This window comes from Bradyrhizobium sp., assembly GCF_035652035.1.
GTDB lineage: Bacteria > Pseudomonadota > Alphaproteobacteria > Rhizobiales > Xanthobacteraceae > Bradyrhizobium.
In genome coordinates this window covers 21,874-36,440 of sequence record NZ_DASREO010000097.1, presented here as the reverse complement: position 1 = coordinate 36,440, position 14,567 = coordinate 21,874, and the positions used below count along the sequence as shown (strand labels likewise).

14 protein-coding genes are annotated in these 14,567 nt (G+C 61.9%); 13 read left to right on the top strand and 1 reads right to left on the bottom strand.

What is annotated here, in order from left to right; all coding sequences use genetic code 11:
- Genes nuoG through VFB05_RS26245 form a run of 10 tightly spaced genes read left to right on the top strand, consistent with a single transcriptional unit; the run spans position 1 to position 12,109 of the window.
- Positions 1–2,076 carry an NADH-quinone oxidoreductase subunit NuoG gene (nuoG, locus tag VFB05_RS26290; RefSeq protein WP_325017868.1) on the top strand — a complete coding sequence of 692 codons (2,076 nt, stop codon included), beginning with the start codon at positions 1–3 and terminating at the stop codon, positions 2,074–2,076.
- Between the two features lie 4 nt (positions 2,077–2,080).
- The gene (gene nuoH / locus VFB05_RS26285; protein ID WP_325017866.1) at positions 2,081–3,139 is read left to right on the top strand and encodes an NADH-quinone oxidoreductase subunit NuoH; all 1,059 of its coding nucleotides are present in this window, start codon (positions 2,081–2,083) and stop codon (positions 3,137–3,139) included.
- A gap of 13 nt (positions 3,140–3,152) precedes the next feature.
- Positions 3,153–3,641 carry an NADH-quinone oxidoreductase subunit NuoI gene (gene nuoI / locus VFB05_RS26280; RefSeq protein ID WP_325017974.1) on the top strand — a complete coding sequence of 163 codons (489 nt, stop codon included), beginning with the start codon at positions 3,153–3,155 and terminating at the stop codon, positions 3,639–3,641.
- 10 nt (positions 3,642–3,651) lie between these two features.
- Positions 3,652–4,290: an NADH-quinone oxidoreductase subunit J gene (locus VFB05_RS26275; protein ID WP_325017863.1), complete on the top strand. Its 639-nt coding sequence runs from the start codon at positions 3,652–3,654 to the stop codon at positions 4,288–4,290.
- The gene (gene nuoK, locus VFB05_RS26270) at positions 4,287–4,595 is read left to right on the top strand and encodes an NADH-quinone oxidoreductase subunit NuoK (protein WP_325017861.1); all 309 of its coding nucleotides are present in this window, start codon (positions 4,287–4,289) and stop codon (positions 4,593–4,595) included. Before VFB05_RS26275 ends, nuoK begins: the two co-directional genes overlap by 4 nt.
- A gap of 8 nt (positions 4,596–4,603) precedes the next feature.
- On the top strand, positions 4,604–6,661 hold the full coding sequence (nuoL, locus tag VFB05_RS26265; RefSeq protein ID WP_325017859.1) for an NADH-quinone oxidoreductase subunit L: 2,058 nt from the start codon (positions 4,604–4,606) through the stop codon (positions 6,659–6,661).
- Positions 6,662–6,664: 3 nt separating this feature from the next.
- Entirely contained in the window at positions 6,665–8,173 is a 1,509-nt protein-coding gene (locus VFB05_RS26260; RefSeq protein WP_325017857.1) for an NADH-quinone oxidoreductase subunit M, read from the top strand.
- A gap of 16 nt (positions 8,174–8,189) precedes the next feature.
- Positions 8,190–9,626 (top strand): NADH-quinone oxidoreductase subunit NuoN, encoded by a 1,437-nt coding sequence (gene nuoN, locus VFB05_RS26255; RefSeq protein WP_325017855.1) that lies wholly within the window; start codon positions 8,190–8,192, stop codon positions 9,624–9,626.
- Positions 9,627–10,439: a biotin--[acetyl-CoA-carboxylase] ligase gene (locus VFB05_RS26250; protein WP_325017853.1), complete on the top strand. Its 813-nt coding sequence runs from the start codon at positions 9,627–9,629 to the stop codon at positions 10,437–10,439.
- The gene (locus VFB05_RS26245) at positions 10,439–12,109 is read left to right on the top strand and encodes a ribonuclease J (protein WP_325017850.1); all 1,671 of its coding nucleotides are present in this window, start codon (positions 10,439–10,441) and stop codon (positions 12,107–12,109) included. The genes VFB05_RS26250 and VFB05_RS26245 overlap by 1 nt, the downstream gene beginning before the upstream one ends.
- Before the next feature lie 40 nt (positions 12,110–12,149).
- Here VFB05_RS26245 and VFB05_RS26240 read toward each other — a convergent pair whose 3' ends face one another.
- On the bottom strand, positions 12,150–13,238 hold the full coding sequence (locus tag VFB05_RS26240; protein WP_325017848.1) for an IS630 family transposase: 1,089 nt from the start codon (positions 13,236–13,238) through the stop codon (positions 12,150–12,152).
- A 239-nt stretch (positions 13,239–13,477) separates the two neighbouring features.
- Between VFB05_RS26240 and mce the strand changes: the two genes are divergently transcribed.
- From mce to VFB05_RS26225, 3 genes are read left to right on the top strand one after another with little or no spacing between them, the layout of a single operon-like run.
- Positions 13,478–13,879: a methylmalonyl-CoA epimerase gene (gene mce / locus VFB05_RS26235; RefSeq protein ID WP_325017846.1), complete on the top strand. Its 402-nt coding sequence runs from the start codon at positions 13,478–13,480 to the stop codon at positions 13,877–13,879.
- A 7-nt stretch (positions 13,880–13,886) separates the two neighbouring features.
- Complete coding sequence (locus VFB05_RS26230) at positions 13,887–14,162, top strand: DUF1467 family protein (protein ID WP_325017844.1); 276 nt, start codon at positions 13,887–13,889, stop codon at positions 14,160–14,162.
- A 28-nt stretch (positions 14,163–14,190) separates the two neighbouring features.
- Positions 14,191–14,538 (top strand): hypothetical protein, encoded by a 348-nt coding sequence (locus tag VFB05_RS26225; protein ID WP_325017842.1) that lies wholly within the window; start codon positions 14,191–14,193, stop codon positions 14,536–14,538.
- Positions 14,539–14,567 lie beyond the last annotated feature (29 nt).

Sequence of the window (14,567 nt, the reverse complement as noted above, 5' to 3'; positions counted from 1 at the left end):
ATGACCAAACTCATTGTCGATGGCAAAGAAATCGATGTGCCTGCCGAATACACGCTGTTGCAGGCGTGCGAGGCCGCGGGCGCCGAAATTCCGCGCTTCTGCTACCACGAGCGGCTTTCGATCGCCGGCAATTGCCGGATGTGCCTCGTCGAGGTGAAGGGCGGTCCGAAGCCGGTGGCAAGCTGCGCCTGGGGCGTGCGCGATTGCCGTCCGGGCCCGAAGGGCGAGCCGCCGGAAATCTCCACCCGCTCGCCGATGGTGAAGAAGGCCCGCGAAGGTGTGATGGAATTCCTTTTGATCAACCATCCCCTCGATTGCCCGATCTGCGACCAGGGCGGCGAGTGCGACCTGCAAGATCAGGCCATGGGCTACGGCGTCGACACCTCGCGCTTTGCCGAAAACAAGCGCGCGGTCGAGGACAAGTATCTCGGCGCGCTGGTCAAGACCTCGATGAACCGCTGCATCCAGTGCACGCGCTGCGTCCGCTTCTCCGCCGAAATCTGCGGCGCGCCGGAAATGGGCGCAACCGGCCGCGGCGAGGACATGGAGATCACGACCTATCTCGAGAGCGCACTGACTTCGGAGTTGCAGGGCAATCTCGTCGACATCTGCCCGGTCGGCGCGCTGACCTCGAAGCCTTATGCGTTCGCCGCGCGGCCGTGGGAACTGGGCAAGACCCAGTCGGTCGACGTGATGGATGGCGTCGGATCGGCGATCCGTGTCGATACGCGTGGCCGCGAGGTGATGCGGATCCTGCCGCGCGTCAACGAGGCGGTGAACGAGGAATGGATATCCGACAAGACCCGACACGTGGTCGACGGCCTGCGCACGCAGCGGCTGGACCGTCCCTATATCCGCGAAAACGGCAAGCTCCAGGCGGCGTCATGGCAGCAGGCCTTTGCCGCGATTGCCGCCAAGGTCTCGCGGACCGACGGCAAACGCATGGGCGCGATTGCGGGTGATCTTGCCGCGGTTGAAGAGATGTTCGCGCTGAAGGAGCTGCTGGCGAAGTTCGGTTCAGTCAATCTCGCCGTGCAGGGCGGCGACGCCTTCGATCCGAAAGCCGGCCGCGCGTCGTACATCTTCAACCCGACGATATCAGGCATTGATCAAGCCGATGCGCTTCTGATCGTGGGGTCGAACCCGCGCAAGGAAGCGGCCGTTCTCAACGCCCGCATTCGCAAGCGCTGGCGCACCGGTCAACTCAAGGTCGGCGTCGTCGGCGCCAAGCCCGATCTGACCTATGACTACGACTATGTCGGTGCGGGGCCGGACTCGCTAGCCGATCTCGCTAGCGGCAAGCACTCCTTTGCCGATGTCCTGAAGAACGCCAAGAACCCGATCGTGCTGGTCGGCGCCGGCGCATTTGGCCGCCATGATGGTGCCGCAGTGCTGGCGACGGCCGCGAAACTCGCGCTCGACGTCGGTGCGGTCAAGGATGGCTGGAACGGCTTTGCCGTGTTGCAGGATACGGCGTCGCGCGCCGGTGCCCTCGATATCAGCTTTACGGCCGGAGCGGGCGGTCTGAACGCGGCGCAGATGACGACGTTTGGAACGCTGGATGTCTTGTTTCTGCTCGGCGCCGACGAGGTGAAGGTGCCGGATGGGACGTTCGTGGTCTATATCGGTACCCATGGCGATGCCGGCGCGCACCGCGCCGACGTGATCCTGCCCGGCGCCGCTTACACCGAAAAGTCCGGCATCTTCGTCAATACCGAGGGCAGGGCGCAGATGGCGAACCGCGCCGGCTTCCCGCCGGGCGAGGCCCGCGAGGATTGGGCGATCATTCGGGCGCTCTCGGAAGTTCTCGGCAAGAAACTGCCTTACGACAGCCTTGCCAGCCTGCGGCAGGCGATCTTCAAGGCGGTGCCGCACCTGATGCGGCTTGACCAGATCGCAGCCGGCGATGCGGCGAGCATCAAGACGCTTGCGGGCAAGAGCGGCAATCTTGAAAAGGTGCCGTTCAAGGCGCAGGTCGAAGACTTTTATCTGACCAACCCGATCGCGCGGGCCTCTGCCGTGATGGCGGAGTGCTCGCGGCTTGCCCACGGGCACATGCTGACGGCGGCGGAGTGACGTGATGGTCGAATTCTGGAACAGTACCCTGCTGCCGCTGATCATCATGGTCGCCGAGAGCCTGCTGCTGCTCGTCGTTCTCCTGATTGCGATTGCTTACATCCTGCTCGCCGACCGCAAGATCTGGGCGGCGGTGCAGATCCGCCGCGGCCCGAACGTGGTCGGGCCGTGGGGCCTGCTGCAATCCTTCGCCGATCTTCTCAAGTTCGTGCTGAAGGAGCCGACCATTCCCGCCGGAGCCAACAAGGGCGTGTTTCTCCTTGCGCCGCTCGTCAGCTGCGTGCTCGCGCTCGCCGCTTGGGCGGTGATCCCAACCAATCTCGGCTGGGCGATTGCCGACATCAATGTGGGCATTCTCTACATCTTCGCGATTTCCTCGCTGTCGATCTACGGCATCATCATGGCCGGCTGGTCGTCGAATTCGAAATATCCGTTCCTCGCGGCGCTCCGATCGGCGGCGCAGATGGTGAGCTACGAGGTCTCGATCGGCTTTGTGATCATCACCGTTCTCTTGTGCGCCGGCACGCTCAATCTCTCCGGCGTCGTGGAAGCGCAGAAGCTGCACGGCTTCGCCTCTCTGATCGGACTGCCGCGGCTGACCATCCTGAACTGGTATGTGTGGCCGCTGTTTCCGATGTTTGTGGTGTTCTACGTCTCCTCGCTGGCAGAGACCAACCGTCCGCCGTTCGATCTGGTGGAAGCCGAATCCGAACTCGTCGCCGGCTTCATGGTCGAGTACGGCTCAACGCCCTACCTCCTGTTCATGCTTGGCGAATATGTCGCGATCACCACGATGTGCGCGATGGCGACGATCCTGTTCCTCGGCGGCTGGACCTCGCCGATCGACATCTTTCCCCTTAATTGGGCGCCGCTCGGCATCATCTGGTTCGGACTCAAACTGTTTTTCATGTTCTTCCTGTTCGCGATGGCCAAGGCCATCGTCCCACGCTACCGCTACGACCAGTTGATGAGGCTTGGCTGGAAGGTGTTCCTGCCATTGTCGCTCGCGATGGTGGTGATCGTGGCGGGCGTGCTGCAACTCGCGGGGATCGCGCCGAAATGAGGTCGCTATGAGCATCAATATCAACGCCACCGCGCGCTCGCTTCTGCTGACGGAATTCGTCTCGGCGTTCTTTCTCGCCATGCGCTATTTCTTCAAGCCGAAGCCGACCATCAATTATCCGTTCGAGAAGAACCCGATCTCACCGCGCTTTCGCGGCGAGCATGCGCTGCGCCGTTATCCGAACGGCGAAGAGCGCTGCATCGCCTGCAAGCTCTGCGAGGCGATCTGTCCGGCGCAGGCGATCACGATCGAAGCCGGTCCGCGGCGCAACGACGGCACGCGCCGCACGGTGCGCTACGACATCGACATGGTGAAGTGCATCTATTGCGGGCTTTGCCAGGAAGCATGCCCGGTCGATGCGATCGTCGAGGGGCCGAATTTCGAATTCGCGACCGAGACGCGCGAAGAGCTCTATTATGACAAGGCAAAACTGCTCGCGAACGGCGACCGCTGGGAGCGCGAGATAGCCAAGTCGATCGCGCAAGACGCGCCATACCGGTGAGGTTAAGGGGATGATCCTTCCGGCTCTGTTCTTCTATCTGTTTGCAGGGGTCTGCGTGGCCTCCGCCGTCATGGTGATTGTCTCGCGCAATCCCGTGCATTCCGTGCTGTTTCTGATCCTCGCTTTCGTGAACGCGTCAGGCCTGTTCGTGCTGATGGGCGCCGAGTTCCTAGCGATGATCCTGGTCGTCGTCTATGTCGGCGCGGTCGCGGTGCTGTTCCTGTTCGTGATCATGATGCTCGACGTCGATTTCGCCGAGCTGCGCGAGGGCTTCATCGAATATCTGCCGGTCGGTATCGTGATCGGCGGCATCTTCCTGGTCGAGCTGCTTCTGATCGGGGGCAGCTGGGTGATCAGCCCCAACGTCGCCAAGTCGATCACCTCGGCGATCCCGACCAATGTCAGCAACACCGAAGCGTTGGGCCTCGTGCTCTATACGAAGTACATCCACTACTTCCAGCTTGCCGGCATGGTGCTTCTGGTCGCGATGATCGGTGCGATCGTGCTGACGCTGCGCCACAAGGCGAGCGTCAAGCGGCAGGACATCAACGTGCAGAATGCGCGGACGCCTGAATTGGCGATGGCCGTGCGCAAGGTCGCTTCGGGCCAGGGCCTGCAGGACGCGGACGCGGCGGAGTGGGTGAAATGACCATCGGTCTGGGGCACTATCTCGCGGTCGGCGCTATCCTGTTCACGCTCGGGATTCTCGGCATTTTCCTGAACCGCAAGAACATCATCATCATCTTGATGTCGATCGAGCTGATCCTGCTCGCTGTCAACGTCAATCTGGTAGCGTTCTCGACGTTCATCGGCGACATCGTCGGCCAGGTGTTCGCGCTGCTGGTGCTGACGGTGGCGGCCGCTGAAGCCGCGATTGGCCTTGCGGTTCTGGTGGTCTATTTCCGCAATCGCGGCTCGATCGCGGTTGAAGACGTCAATCTGATGAAGGGCTAGCGCGCGACATGATTCAGGCAATCGTTTTTCTGCCGCTGATCGGCGCCATCATTGCGGGAGCCATCTCGATCGTCGGCGCGCATGGGCGCAACCCGAGCGGCGACGAAGTCGAGCATCACAGTGACGCTCACGGCGCGGAGGTGCATGCGGCGGACGCTCACGACGATCATGGCCATGACGATCATCACGCCGCCGAGCCACCGGCCGCCGGATCGGCCGCCGCCGAATGGATCACGACCGGTTTCTTGATTGTCGCTGCGATCCTGTCGTGGTGGACGCTGATCGAAGTCGGTTTCGAGCACCACGATGCCCGCATCGCGCTGTTCCCGTGGATCAATTCCGGGGATCTTCAGGTGTCCTGGGCGCTCCGGGTCGACACGCTGACCGCCGTGATGCTGGTCGTGGTCAATACGGTGTCCTCGCTCGTCCATCTTTATTCGATGGGTTACATGGACGAAGACCCGTACCGGCCGCGGTTCTTCGGCTATCTCTCGCTGTTCACCTTCGCGATGCTGATGCTGGTGACATCGGACAACCTCGTGCAGCTGTTCTTCGGCTGGGAGGGCGTGGGTCTCGCCAGCTATCTGCTGATCGGGTTCTGGTACCAGAAGCCGTCGGCGAACGCGGCCGCCATCAAGGCCTTTGTGGTCAACCGCGTCGGCGACTTTGGTTTCGCGCTCGGCATCTTCGCTGTGTTCATGCTGATCGGGTCGACCGATTTCGAAACCATCTTTGGCGCAGCGCCCGGCCTGACCGGAAAAACGATCAACTTGTTTGGCTGGCATCCGGATGCGCTGACCCTGACCTGCCTGCTCTTGTTCATGGGCGCGATGGGCAAATCGGCGCAGTTCCTGCTGCACACCTGGTTGCCCGATGCGATGGAAGGTCCGACGCCGGTCTCCGCGCTGATCCACGCCGCGACCATGGTCACCGCTGGTGTCTTCATGGTGGCGCGCCTCTCACCGTTGTTCGAGCTCGCGCCGACCGCGCAGGCCTTTGTGATGTTCATCGGCGGCACCACCGCATTCTTCGCGGCGACCATTGGCCTCGTCCAGAACGACATCAAGCGCATCGTCGCCTATTCGACCTGTTCGCAGCTCGGCTACATGTTCGTCGCGATGGGTGCGGGCGCTTATTCGGTCGGCATGTTCCACCTGTTCACCCACGCTTTCTTCAAGGCGCTGCTGTTCCTGGGTTCGGGCTCGGTGATCTACGCGATGCATCACGAGCAGGATATCCGCAACATGGGCGGCCTGCGGCACCGGATTCCCTACACCTATCTGGTGATGGTGATCGGCACGCTGGCGTTGACGGGATTTCCGCTCACCGCAGGCTACTTCTCGAAGGATGCGATCATCGAATCCGCCTTTGCCTCGCACAATCCGTTCGCGACCTATGGCTACCTCGCGACCGTGGTCGCGGCCGGGCTGACCTCGTTCTATTCCTGGCGCCTCATCTTCAAGACCTTCCATGGCGAGCCGCACGATCAGGAGCACTACGAGGCCGCGCATGAAGCGCCGCTGACGATGCTGATTCCGATCGGCCTGCTGGCATTCGGATCGATCGCGGCCGGTCTTCCCTTCAAGGAAATCTTCACCGGCCCGCACGGCGTCGAGGAGTTCTTCCGCGAATCGCTCAAGATGAACCCTCATATCCTCGAAGATATGGAGCATATGCCGGCGCTCCTGGGACAACTGCCGACGCTCATGATGGCTGGAGGATTCCTCGTGGCGTGGCTGTTCTATATCAGCCGGCCTTATCTGCCGGTTGATCTGGCGAGGCAGCAGCCGCTGCTCTACCAGTTCCTGCTCAACAAGTGGTACTTCGACGAGCTCTACGACCTCATCCTCGTCCGCCCGACGAAGTGGATCGGCTACACGCTGTGGAAGGTCGGCGACGGCAAGATCATCGACGGCCTGGGCCCGGACGGAGTGTCGGCGCGGGTGCTCGACGTCACGCGTAACGCGATCAAACTGCAGACCGGCTATCTCTATCACTATGCCTTCGCCATGCTGATCGGCGTCGCCGGCTTCATCACCTGGTTCATGTTCGGTGTGGGAGGCTAACCGATGACGACCTGGCCCATTCTTTCGGTCGTTACCTTCCTGCCGACGCTCGGCGCGCTTCTGGTCTATCTCGTCAGGGGCGACGACGAGGCGGCACAGCGCAATGCGCGCTGGATCGCGCTGTGGACGACGGTCGTGACCTTCGCGGTGTCGCTGATCCTGGTGGCGCGGTTCGATCCGTCGGTTGCCGACTTTCAGTTCGTCGAGAAGGCGCCGTGGCTTGCCAACGCCATCACCTACCATATGGGCGTGGACGGCATTTCGCTGCCGTTCGTGATCCTGACCACCGCCTTGATGCCGTTCTGCATCGTGGCGAGCTGGAAGTCGGTGAAGGTGCGCGTGCGCGAATACATGATGGCGTTCCTGATCCTGGAAACGCTGATGGTCGGCACTTTCTCGGCGCTCGACCTCGTGCTGTTCTACCTGTTCTTCGAGGGCGGCCTGATCCCGATGTTCCTGATCATCGGCATCTGGGGCGGACCGCGCCGGGTCTACGCCTCCTTCAAGTTCTTCCTCTATACGTTCCTCGGTTCCGTGCTGATGCTGCTCGCAATCATGGCGCTGTACTGGAACGCCGGAACGACCGACATCCCGACGCTGATGCATACGGCCGTGCCGCGCAGCCTGCAGACCTGGGCGTGGCTGGCATTCTTTGCCTCCTTCGCGGTGAAGATGCCGATGTGGCCGGTGCATACCTGGCTGCCGGACGCGCACGTCGAGGCGCCGACCGCAGGCTCGGTGATCCTGGCGGCGATCCTGCTGAAGATGGGCGGCTACGGTTTCCTGCGCTTCTCGTTGCCGATGTTCCCGCTGGCTTCGCAGTATTTTGCGCCGCTGATCTTCTCGCTGTCGGTGATCGCGATCATCTACACCTCGCTGGTCGCGCTGATGCAGGAGGACATGAAGAAGCTGATCGCCTATTCCTCCGTGGCGCACATGGGCTTCGTCACCATGGGAATCTTCGCCGGCACCACCCAGGGCGTTGCCGGTGGCGTGTTCCAGATGATTTCGCACGGCATCGTGTCGGGTGCGCTGTTCCTCTGCGTCGGCATCGTCTATGACCGCATGCATACCCGCGAGATCGCCGCTTATGGCGGGCTGGTCAACCGCATGCCGCTTTATGCGCTGGTGTTCATGGTCTTCACCATGGCCAATGTCGGTCTGCCCGGAACGTCAGGCTTCGTCGGCGAGTTCATGACCCTGATCGGCACCTTCAAGGTGTCGCTGCCGACCACAGTGTTCGCAACATCAGGCGTGATCCTGTCGGCGGCTTATGCGCTCTGGCTCTATCGCAAGATGGTGTTCGGCGCGCTGGTCAAGCCGTCGCTCGCCACCATCAAGGATCTGACGTTCCGCGAGAGCCTGACGCTGGTGCCGCTGGTGGCCCTCACCATCCTGTTCGGCTTCTATCCGAAGCCGGTGCTCGATATGTCGGCGACCTCGGTGCAGCAACTGGTCAACAACTACAATACCGCAGTGACCGCCGTGAAGGCGGCGTCGCTCGCGCCATAAAACTGGACGACGTACGATGAGCTTTGAAAGCGCAGGTTATCAGTTGCTGCCGGTACTGCCGGAACTCGTTCTGGCGGTCGGGGCCATGGTGCTGCTGATGGTCGGAGCCTATCAGGGCATCCGCACCACCGGCCTGATCAATGGCCTCGCGCTCGTTCTTCTCGTCATCGTCGCCGTGCTGGAGCTGACGCTGCCGGCCGGAAAGCTCGTCACCTTCAACGGCAGCTTCATCGTCGACGACTTCGCCCGCTTCCTGAAGGTTCTCGCCATTATCGGTTCGGGCGCGACGCTTGTCCTGTCGACCGAGTTTCTCGCCGACCCGTCCCGGCGCATCTTCGAATATTCCATTCTGGTGCTGCTTTCGACGCTCGGCATGATGGTGCTGATCTCGGCCGGCGACTTGATCATGCTCTATCTCGGCCTCGAGCTGATGAGCCTTGCGCTTTACGTGGTCGCGGCCTCCAACCGCGACAACGCCAAATCAACCGAAGCGGGACTGAAATATTTCGTGCTGGGCGCGCTCTCCTCCGGCATGCTGCTCTATGGCGCCTCGCTGATCTATGGCTTCACCGGCACGGTCAGCTTTGCCGGCATCGCGGCGGCCGCAAAAACCGGCTCGATCGGCATTGTTTTCGGCATCGTGTTCCTGCTCGCCGGGCTTTGCTTCAAGGTCTCGGCCGTTCCGTTCCATATGTGGACGCCCGACGTCTATGAGGGTGCGCCGACCCCGGTGACGGCCTTCTTCGCCTCCGCCCCGAAGGTCGCGGCCATGGCGGTGTTCACCCGCGTGACGCTGACCGCGTTTCCCGGCATCGTTCCGCAATGGCAGCAGATCGTGGTGTTCGTTTCGATCGCCTCGATGGCGCTCGGCTCGTTTGCTGCGATCGGCCAAAAGAACATCAAGCGCCTGATGGCCTATTCGTCGATCGGTCACATGGGTTTTGCGCTGGTGGGCCTCGCTTCGGGCACGGCTGAGGGCGCTCAAGGCGTTCTGGTCTATGTGGCCATCTATGTTGCGATGACGCTCGGCAGCTTCGCGGTCATCCTGGCGATGAAACGCAACGGTCAGCACGTCGAGAACATCTCGGACTTTGCCGGACTGTCCCGCACCAATCCCTTGCTGGCCTTCCTGTTTGCGATGCTGTTGTTCTCGCTGGCCGGCGTTCCGCCGCTCGCGGGCTTCTTCGGCAAATTTTACGTGTTCGTCGCCGCCATCAAGGCGGGCCTGTTTACGCTTGCGGTCATCGGCGTGATCACCAGCGTGATCGGTGCCTATTACTATCTCTCGATCGTCAAGGTCATGTATTTCGACGAGCCGCTCGCAAAGCTTGACCCGGTCCGCGTTGAAGTGGGCACGGTGCTGGCGGTTGCCGGTTTCTTCAATCTGCTTTTCTTCGTTTATCCCGGACCGCTGGTGAGCATCGCCTCGGCAGCGGCCAAATCACTTTTTTAGATGGCATTCACGCTCGGTCCACGCGCAACATCTCAAGGTTACCGTCTCGCTGCCTTCGACAAGACCGGCTCCACCAATGTGGAAGCCATGGCACGGGCGCGTGAGGGCGAGTGCGGGCCGATGTGGTTCGTGACGACGGAGCAGACAGCGGGGCGCGGCCGGCGGAATCGCCCCTGGATCGCACCGCGAGGCAACCTCGCAAGCAGCATCATGGAAGTGATGGACGTCGCGCCGGCGGTTGCGGCGACCCTGGGGTTTGCCGCCGGTCTCGCCGCCGGGACGGCGCTTCGCCGGGTGAGTGCTGAGGCGGGACCGAAGGCGGCGGGGCTGAGCCAGCCGGACTTCTCCCTGAAATGGCCCAATGACGTGCTGGCGAACGGAATGAAGATCGTCGGCATCAATCTGGAAGCGGAGGCTGTGGGCGGCGCTCGCCTGGCGGTCGTGGTCGGGATCGGCACCAATGTCGTTGCCGCGCCCGAGGGCATGCCAACGCCCGCCATATCGCTCAAGGCACTTGGCGTCGATACCAGCGCCGAGGCGCTGTTTGCGGCGCTATCGGACAGCTGGGCCGAATGCCGCGCGATTTGGGATCAGGGCAAGGGATTTGGCGAAATCCGCCGGCGCTGGCTGGCGTTCGCGACCGGACTCGGACAGCCTGTCGCGGTCCATACCGGCAATGCCACGGTGTCGGGCATCTTTGACACCATCGATGACACGGGCTGCATGATCGTCAAAACGTCCACCGGAGAGAGGGTTTCGATTTCAGCCGGCGACGTGCATTTCGGCGCAGCCGCGTCCGCAGGGGCCGGTTGATGGCAGAGGCAGGCGAGTTCACCTTTGCTCCGCTGGGCGGTGTCGGCGAGATCGGCATGAACCTGTCGGTCTATGGTTTCGCCAACCCGCGGCAGCGATCGTGGCTGGCGGTGGATCTCGGTGTGTCCTTCGGCGATGAGGAACACCTTCCGGGCATCGACACCATCATGCCCGACATCAGCTTTCTGGTGAAAGAGCGGAAGAATCTGGTTGGGCTCGTGCTGACGCATGCCCACGAAGATCATTTCGGCGCCATCATCGATCTCTGGCCGCGGCTGAAATGCCCGATCTATGCGACCAAATTCTCAGCCGCGTTGTTCGAGGCGAAATGCGCCGCCGAGCGCAATCCGCCGAAGATTCCGGTCACCGTCGTGCCCTCGGGCGGCCGGATCGAACTCGGGCCGTTCGGCGTCGAGTTCATCCCAGTCGCACACTCGATTCCGGAATCGCATGCGCTTGCCATTCACACGGCTGCGGGAACGGCGCTGCATACGGGTGACTGGAAGCTCGATCCGACGCCGGTGACGGGGCCGCCGACCGATGAGCGGCGGCTGCGCGAGCTGGGCGACGCCGGCGTGCTAGCGCTGGTCGGCGATTCCACCAATGCGGTCCGCGATGGCCGCTCGCCGTCAGAGACCGAAGTCGCCAAGACCATTATCGAGCTCGTGAAGGCCGCCAAAGGCCGGGTTGCCGTGACGACCTTTGCCTCCAACGTCGCCCGCATTCGCGCGGTCGCGGATGCCGCGCGCGCATCGGGACGCGAGGTCGTGGTGGTCGGGCGCGCCATGGATCGCGTCGTCCAGGTTGCGCGCGAAACCGGTTATCTCGACGGCGTGCAGAATTTCCGCAGCGCCGAGCTTTACGGTCATTTCCCGCCGGACAAGGTGCTGGCGCTGTGCACGGGAAGCCAGGGCGAGCCGCGCGCGGCGCTCGCCCGCATCGCCAATGACGATCATCCGCAGGTGACCCTCAACAAGGGCGACTGCGTGATCTTTTCCTCGCGAACGATCCCCGGTAACGAGAAGGCTGTCGGGTCGATCATCAACGGCCTGATCACGCAAGGCGTTGAAGTCATTACCGACCGAACCCATCTCGTGCATGTATCGGGTCATCCGCGCCGCGACGAGTTGCGCGACCTGATCGGCTGGGTGCGCCCGCAACTGCTCATTCCGGTTCACGGCGAGGCGTTGCATCTGTTCGAGCACGCGAAGCTGGCGCGCGCTGCCGGCGTTCCAAAGGTGCTGATTTGCCGCAACGGCGACCAGGTCAAGCTTGGACCCGGCGAGCCCGGCATCATCGATGAGGTGCCGTCGGGGCGGCTCTACAAGGACGGCACGATCCTGGAGGATTCCAAATCACGCGCCGTCGTCGAAAGGCGGCGCATGGCGTTTGCCGGCTGCGCCTTCGTGGCGCTGGCGATGGACGAAAAGGGCGAGCTTGCCGATGACCCCGAGATCGAGCTGATCGGTATTCCCGAAAAGAACGCAGCGGGCGAGGTCCTCGACGACATCGTGTTCGACGTCATCGTCTCGACGGTGGAAGGCCTGCCGCGGGCGCGGCGGCGCGATCCGGATGCACTGGCGGAATCGGTGCGCAGGGCGGTTCGCGCGTCCGTGAACGAGCATTGGGGCAAGAAGCCGCTGTGCTTCGTCCACGTGCTCATGGTCTAGGCGGAGCGGTAGCCCCAAGCTATAACGAACGCGGGAGGCGCTAGTGTTCTGTCCCGCAAATTCGCTGACAAAGTCGCGCGAGTTTCTGGAGAATGGAGTCGGCAGTTGCGGTCCAGACGAAGGGACGAGCGTCTGCATTGTGGGTGCGGATAAAGCGGTCGATTTTTTTGACGAGGTCGGCGGTGGAATCGAACGATCCCCGCCGGATCGCACGCTGGGTGATGAGCGCGAAGAAGCGTTCGACCTGGTTGAGCCAGGAGGCGTAGGTTGGCGTGAAGTGAATGTGCCAACGCGGGCGTCGGGCGAGCCAGATCCTAACCTTGGGATGCTTGTGGGTGGCGTAGTTATCGACGACGAGATGGATGTCCAGTTGGGGCGGCACGTTAGCTTCGATGTGACGCAGGAAGGCGAGGAACTCCTGGTGACGATGGCGGGGTTTGCATTGAGCGATGATTGCGCCGTCGAGCACGTTAAGGGCGGCGAACAGAGTGGTTGTGCCATGACGCTCGTAGTCGTGGGTGACGCCTTCGATGTAGCCGAACCCCATAGGAAGCATGGGCTGGGTTCGTTCGAGGGCCTGAATTTGGCTCTTCTCATCGACGCAAAGCACCACGGCCTTGTCAGGCGGATTGAGATAGAGCCCGACCACGTCGCGCAGCTTCTCGACAAAGAAGGGATCGGTCGAGAGTTTGAAGCTGCGGGTGCGGTGAGGCTGCAGCCCGAAGAGTTGGAACAAGCGATGAACGGTGCTTTTGGCAATGCCCGTCTCTTTGGCGATGGCGCGCACGCTCCAATGGGTTGCGGCTTTGGGCTTGCGAGCGAGTGTCTTGGTGATCATCTCGGCCACAGCCTCATCCTCAACCGTGCGAGGCCTGCCGGTACGCATCTCGTCGTAGAGCCCCTCGATCCGATCTGCGACGAAGCGATTGCGCCATTTGCCGATCGTATGAGGGCCGACACCGAGCCGCGTCGCCACGATGGCATTGCTCGGTTCACGTTCGCAGGCCAGCACCATCTTTGCCCGCAGCGTCAGCGCCGCAGGGAGCGAGCGCGACCGTGTGATGGCCATGAGTTGCGTACGTTCGTCACTCGAAATCGTCAGCGTCGCCTTCGGCCGTCCGGTGCGCATCGGGTATCTCCTTCGATAAGGATACCCGAAACCGATGCAATAATTATGCTACGAACTTACGGGACAGAACACTAGTGTGGCGGTTCAGAAGTCCGCATCATCGTCGCGGCGAGTTCATCATGCGGGACTGCTGAACCAAAGCCACACTGGATCAATAGGTTTGCTAGCGTCCCTTCGATTCCGAAGTTCGTAATCGTGGGGCCGCAAGAGGATACGAACTTCGGAATCGGGACACTAGGATGCTCGGCCGGCTTAATCACGTCGCAATTGCAGTCAAGGACGCCGAAAAGGCGGCCCAAATCTATGGCGCGCTCGGCGCGGAGGTGTCGGCCGCGGTGCCGTTGCCGGAACACGGCGTCATCACCGTCTTCGTCACCTTGCCGAACACCAAGATCGAGTTCATTCAGCCGCTCGGCGATACGTCGCCGATCGCAAAGTTCCTGGAGCGAAACGCCGACGGCGGCATCCATCACATCTGCTACGACGTGCCCGATATCGTTGCCGCGCGTGACCGGCTGATCAAGGAAGGCGCGCGCGTGCTTGGCGATGGCGTTCCCAGGATCGGCGCGCACGGCAAGCCGGTGCTGTTCCTGCATCCGAAGGATTTTTCGGGCGCACTTGTCGAAATCGAACAGGCTTGAACCCACGATGGCCTATACGATCTCAACAGGCTTTGCGATCTACTTCGTCCTCTGGTGGGTCACGCTGTTTGTGACACTGCCGTTCGGCGTGCGCAGCCAGCACGAAGACGGCGGTGGCACTCCGGGCACCGATCCAGGCGCGCCGGTCGCAAGCCGCATGGGCCGCAAGCTGATCTGGACCACACTGCTGTCGGCTGTGATCTATGCCGTTGGCATGGCCGCCTACTACGAAGGTTTTCTGAATATCGATCGATTGTCGAAGATGATGGGCTTGCCGTTCTGAGATTTCAGCGCTGGCATCGGGGGAAGAGATGTGGTTTCAGCGGATCATTGCCGGGTTGTTGGTGCTCGCCATCATTGGCTTGGGCGTTACGGCCTATATCGACTGGAAGCTCAACACCCAGCTTCAGACCATGAAGAGTTTTGTCGAAGGCTATGTGTTCGCTGACGCCGTTGCGGCCTGTGAAAAGGCCGAGAGTTCGACGCCTTTCAAGTGGAATGGCGGCGCCAGTACGCGGGTGGTTGGCCTGAACGCGGTGAAGCTCGACAAATACAACATTGTCCCGAGCTACACGTTGTTCGCCGATGGCGTGTTTTGCGATTTCGATCCGATCAGGAAAAAGGCGAACATCGGATCGAATTTTCTCGAGCGCGACTGATCTCAGCGCAAACGCATTGGCGTTTGTCG

What these genes read in the sequence shown, in the direction of transcription:
- nuoG (WP_325017868.1), top strand. Translation starts at nt 1, where the DNA reads ATGACCAAACTCATTGTCGATGGCAAAGAAATCGATGTGCCTGCCGAA.
- nuoH (WP_325017866.1), top strand. Translation starts at nt 2,081, where the DNA reads ATGGTCGAATTCTGGAACAGTACCCTGCTGCCGCTGATCATCATGGTC.
- VFB05_RS26275 (WP_325017863.1), top strand. Translation starts at nt 3,652, where the DNA reads ATGATCCTTCCGGCTCTGTTCTTCTATCTGTTTGCAGGGGTCTGCGTG.
- nuoK (WP_325017861.1), top strand. Translation starts at nt 4,287, where the DNA reads ATGACCATCGGTCTGGGGCACTATCTCGCGGTCGGCGCTATCCTGTTC.
- nuoL (WP_325017859.1), top strand. Translation starts at nt 4,604, where the DNA reads ATGATTCAGGCAATCGTTTTTCTGCCGCTGATCGGCGCCATCATTGCG.
- VFB05_RS26260 (WP_325017857.1), top strand. Translation starts at nt 6,665, where the DNA reads ATGACGACCTGGCCCATTCTTTCGGTCGTTACCTTCCTGCCGACGCTC.
- nuoN (WP_325017855.1), top strand. Translation starts at nt 8,190, where the DNA reads ATGAGCTTTGAAAGCGCAGGTTATCAGTTGCTGCCGGTACTGCCGGAA.
- VFB05_RS26250 (WP_325017853.1), top strand. Translation starts at nt 9,627, where the DNA reads ATGGCATTCACGCTCGGTCCACGCGCAACATCTCAAGGTTACCGTCTC.
- VFB05_RS26245 (WP_325017850.1), top strand. Translation starts at nt 10,439, where the DNA reads ATGGCAGAGGCAGGCGAGTTCACCTTTGCTCCGCTGGGCGGTGTCGGC.
- VFB05_RS26240 (WP_325017848.1), bottom strand. Translation starts at nt 13,238, where the DNA reads ATGCGCACCGGACGGCCGAAGGCGACGCTGACGATTTCGAGTGACGAA.
- mce (WP_325017846.1), top strand. Translation starts at nt 13,478, where the DNA reads ATGCTCGGCCGGCTTAATCACGTCGCAATTGCAGTCAAGGACGCCGAA.
- VFB05_RS26230 (WP_325017844.1), top strand. Translation starts at nt 13,887, where the DNA reads ATGGCCTATACGATCTCAACAGGCTTTGCGATCTACTTCGTCCTCTGG.
- VFB05_RS26225 (WP_325017842.1), top strand. Translation starts at nt 14,191, where the DNA reads ATGTGGTTTCAGCGGATCATTGCCGGGTTGTTGGTGCTCGCCATCATT.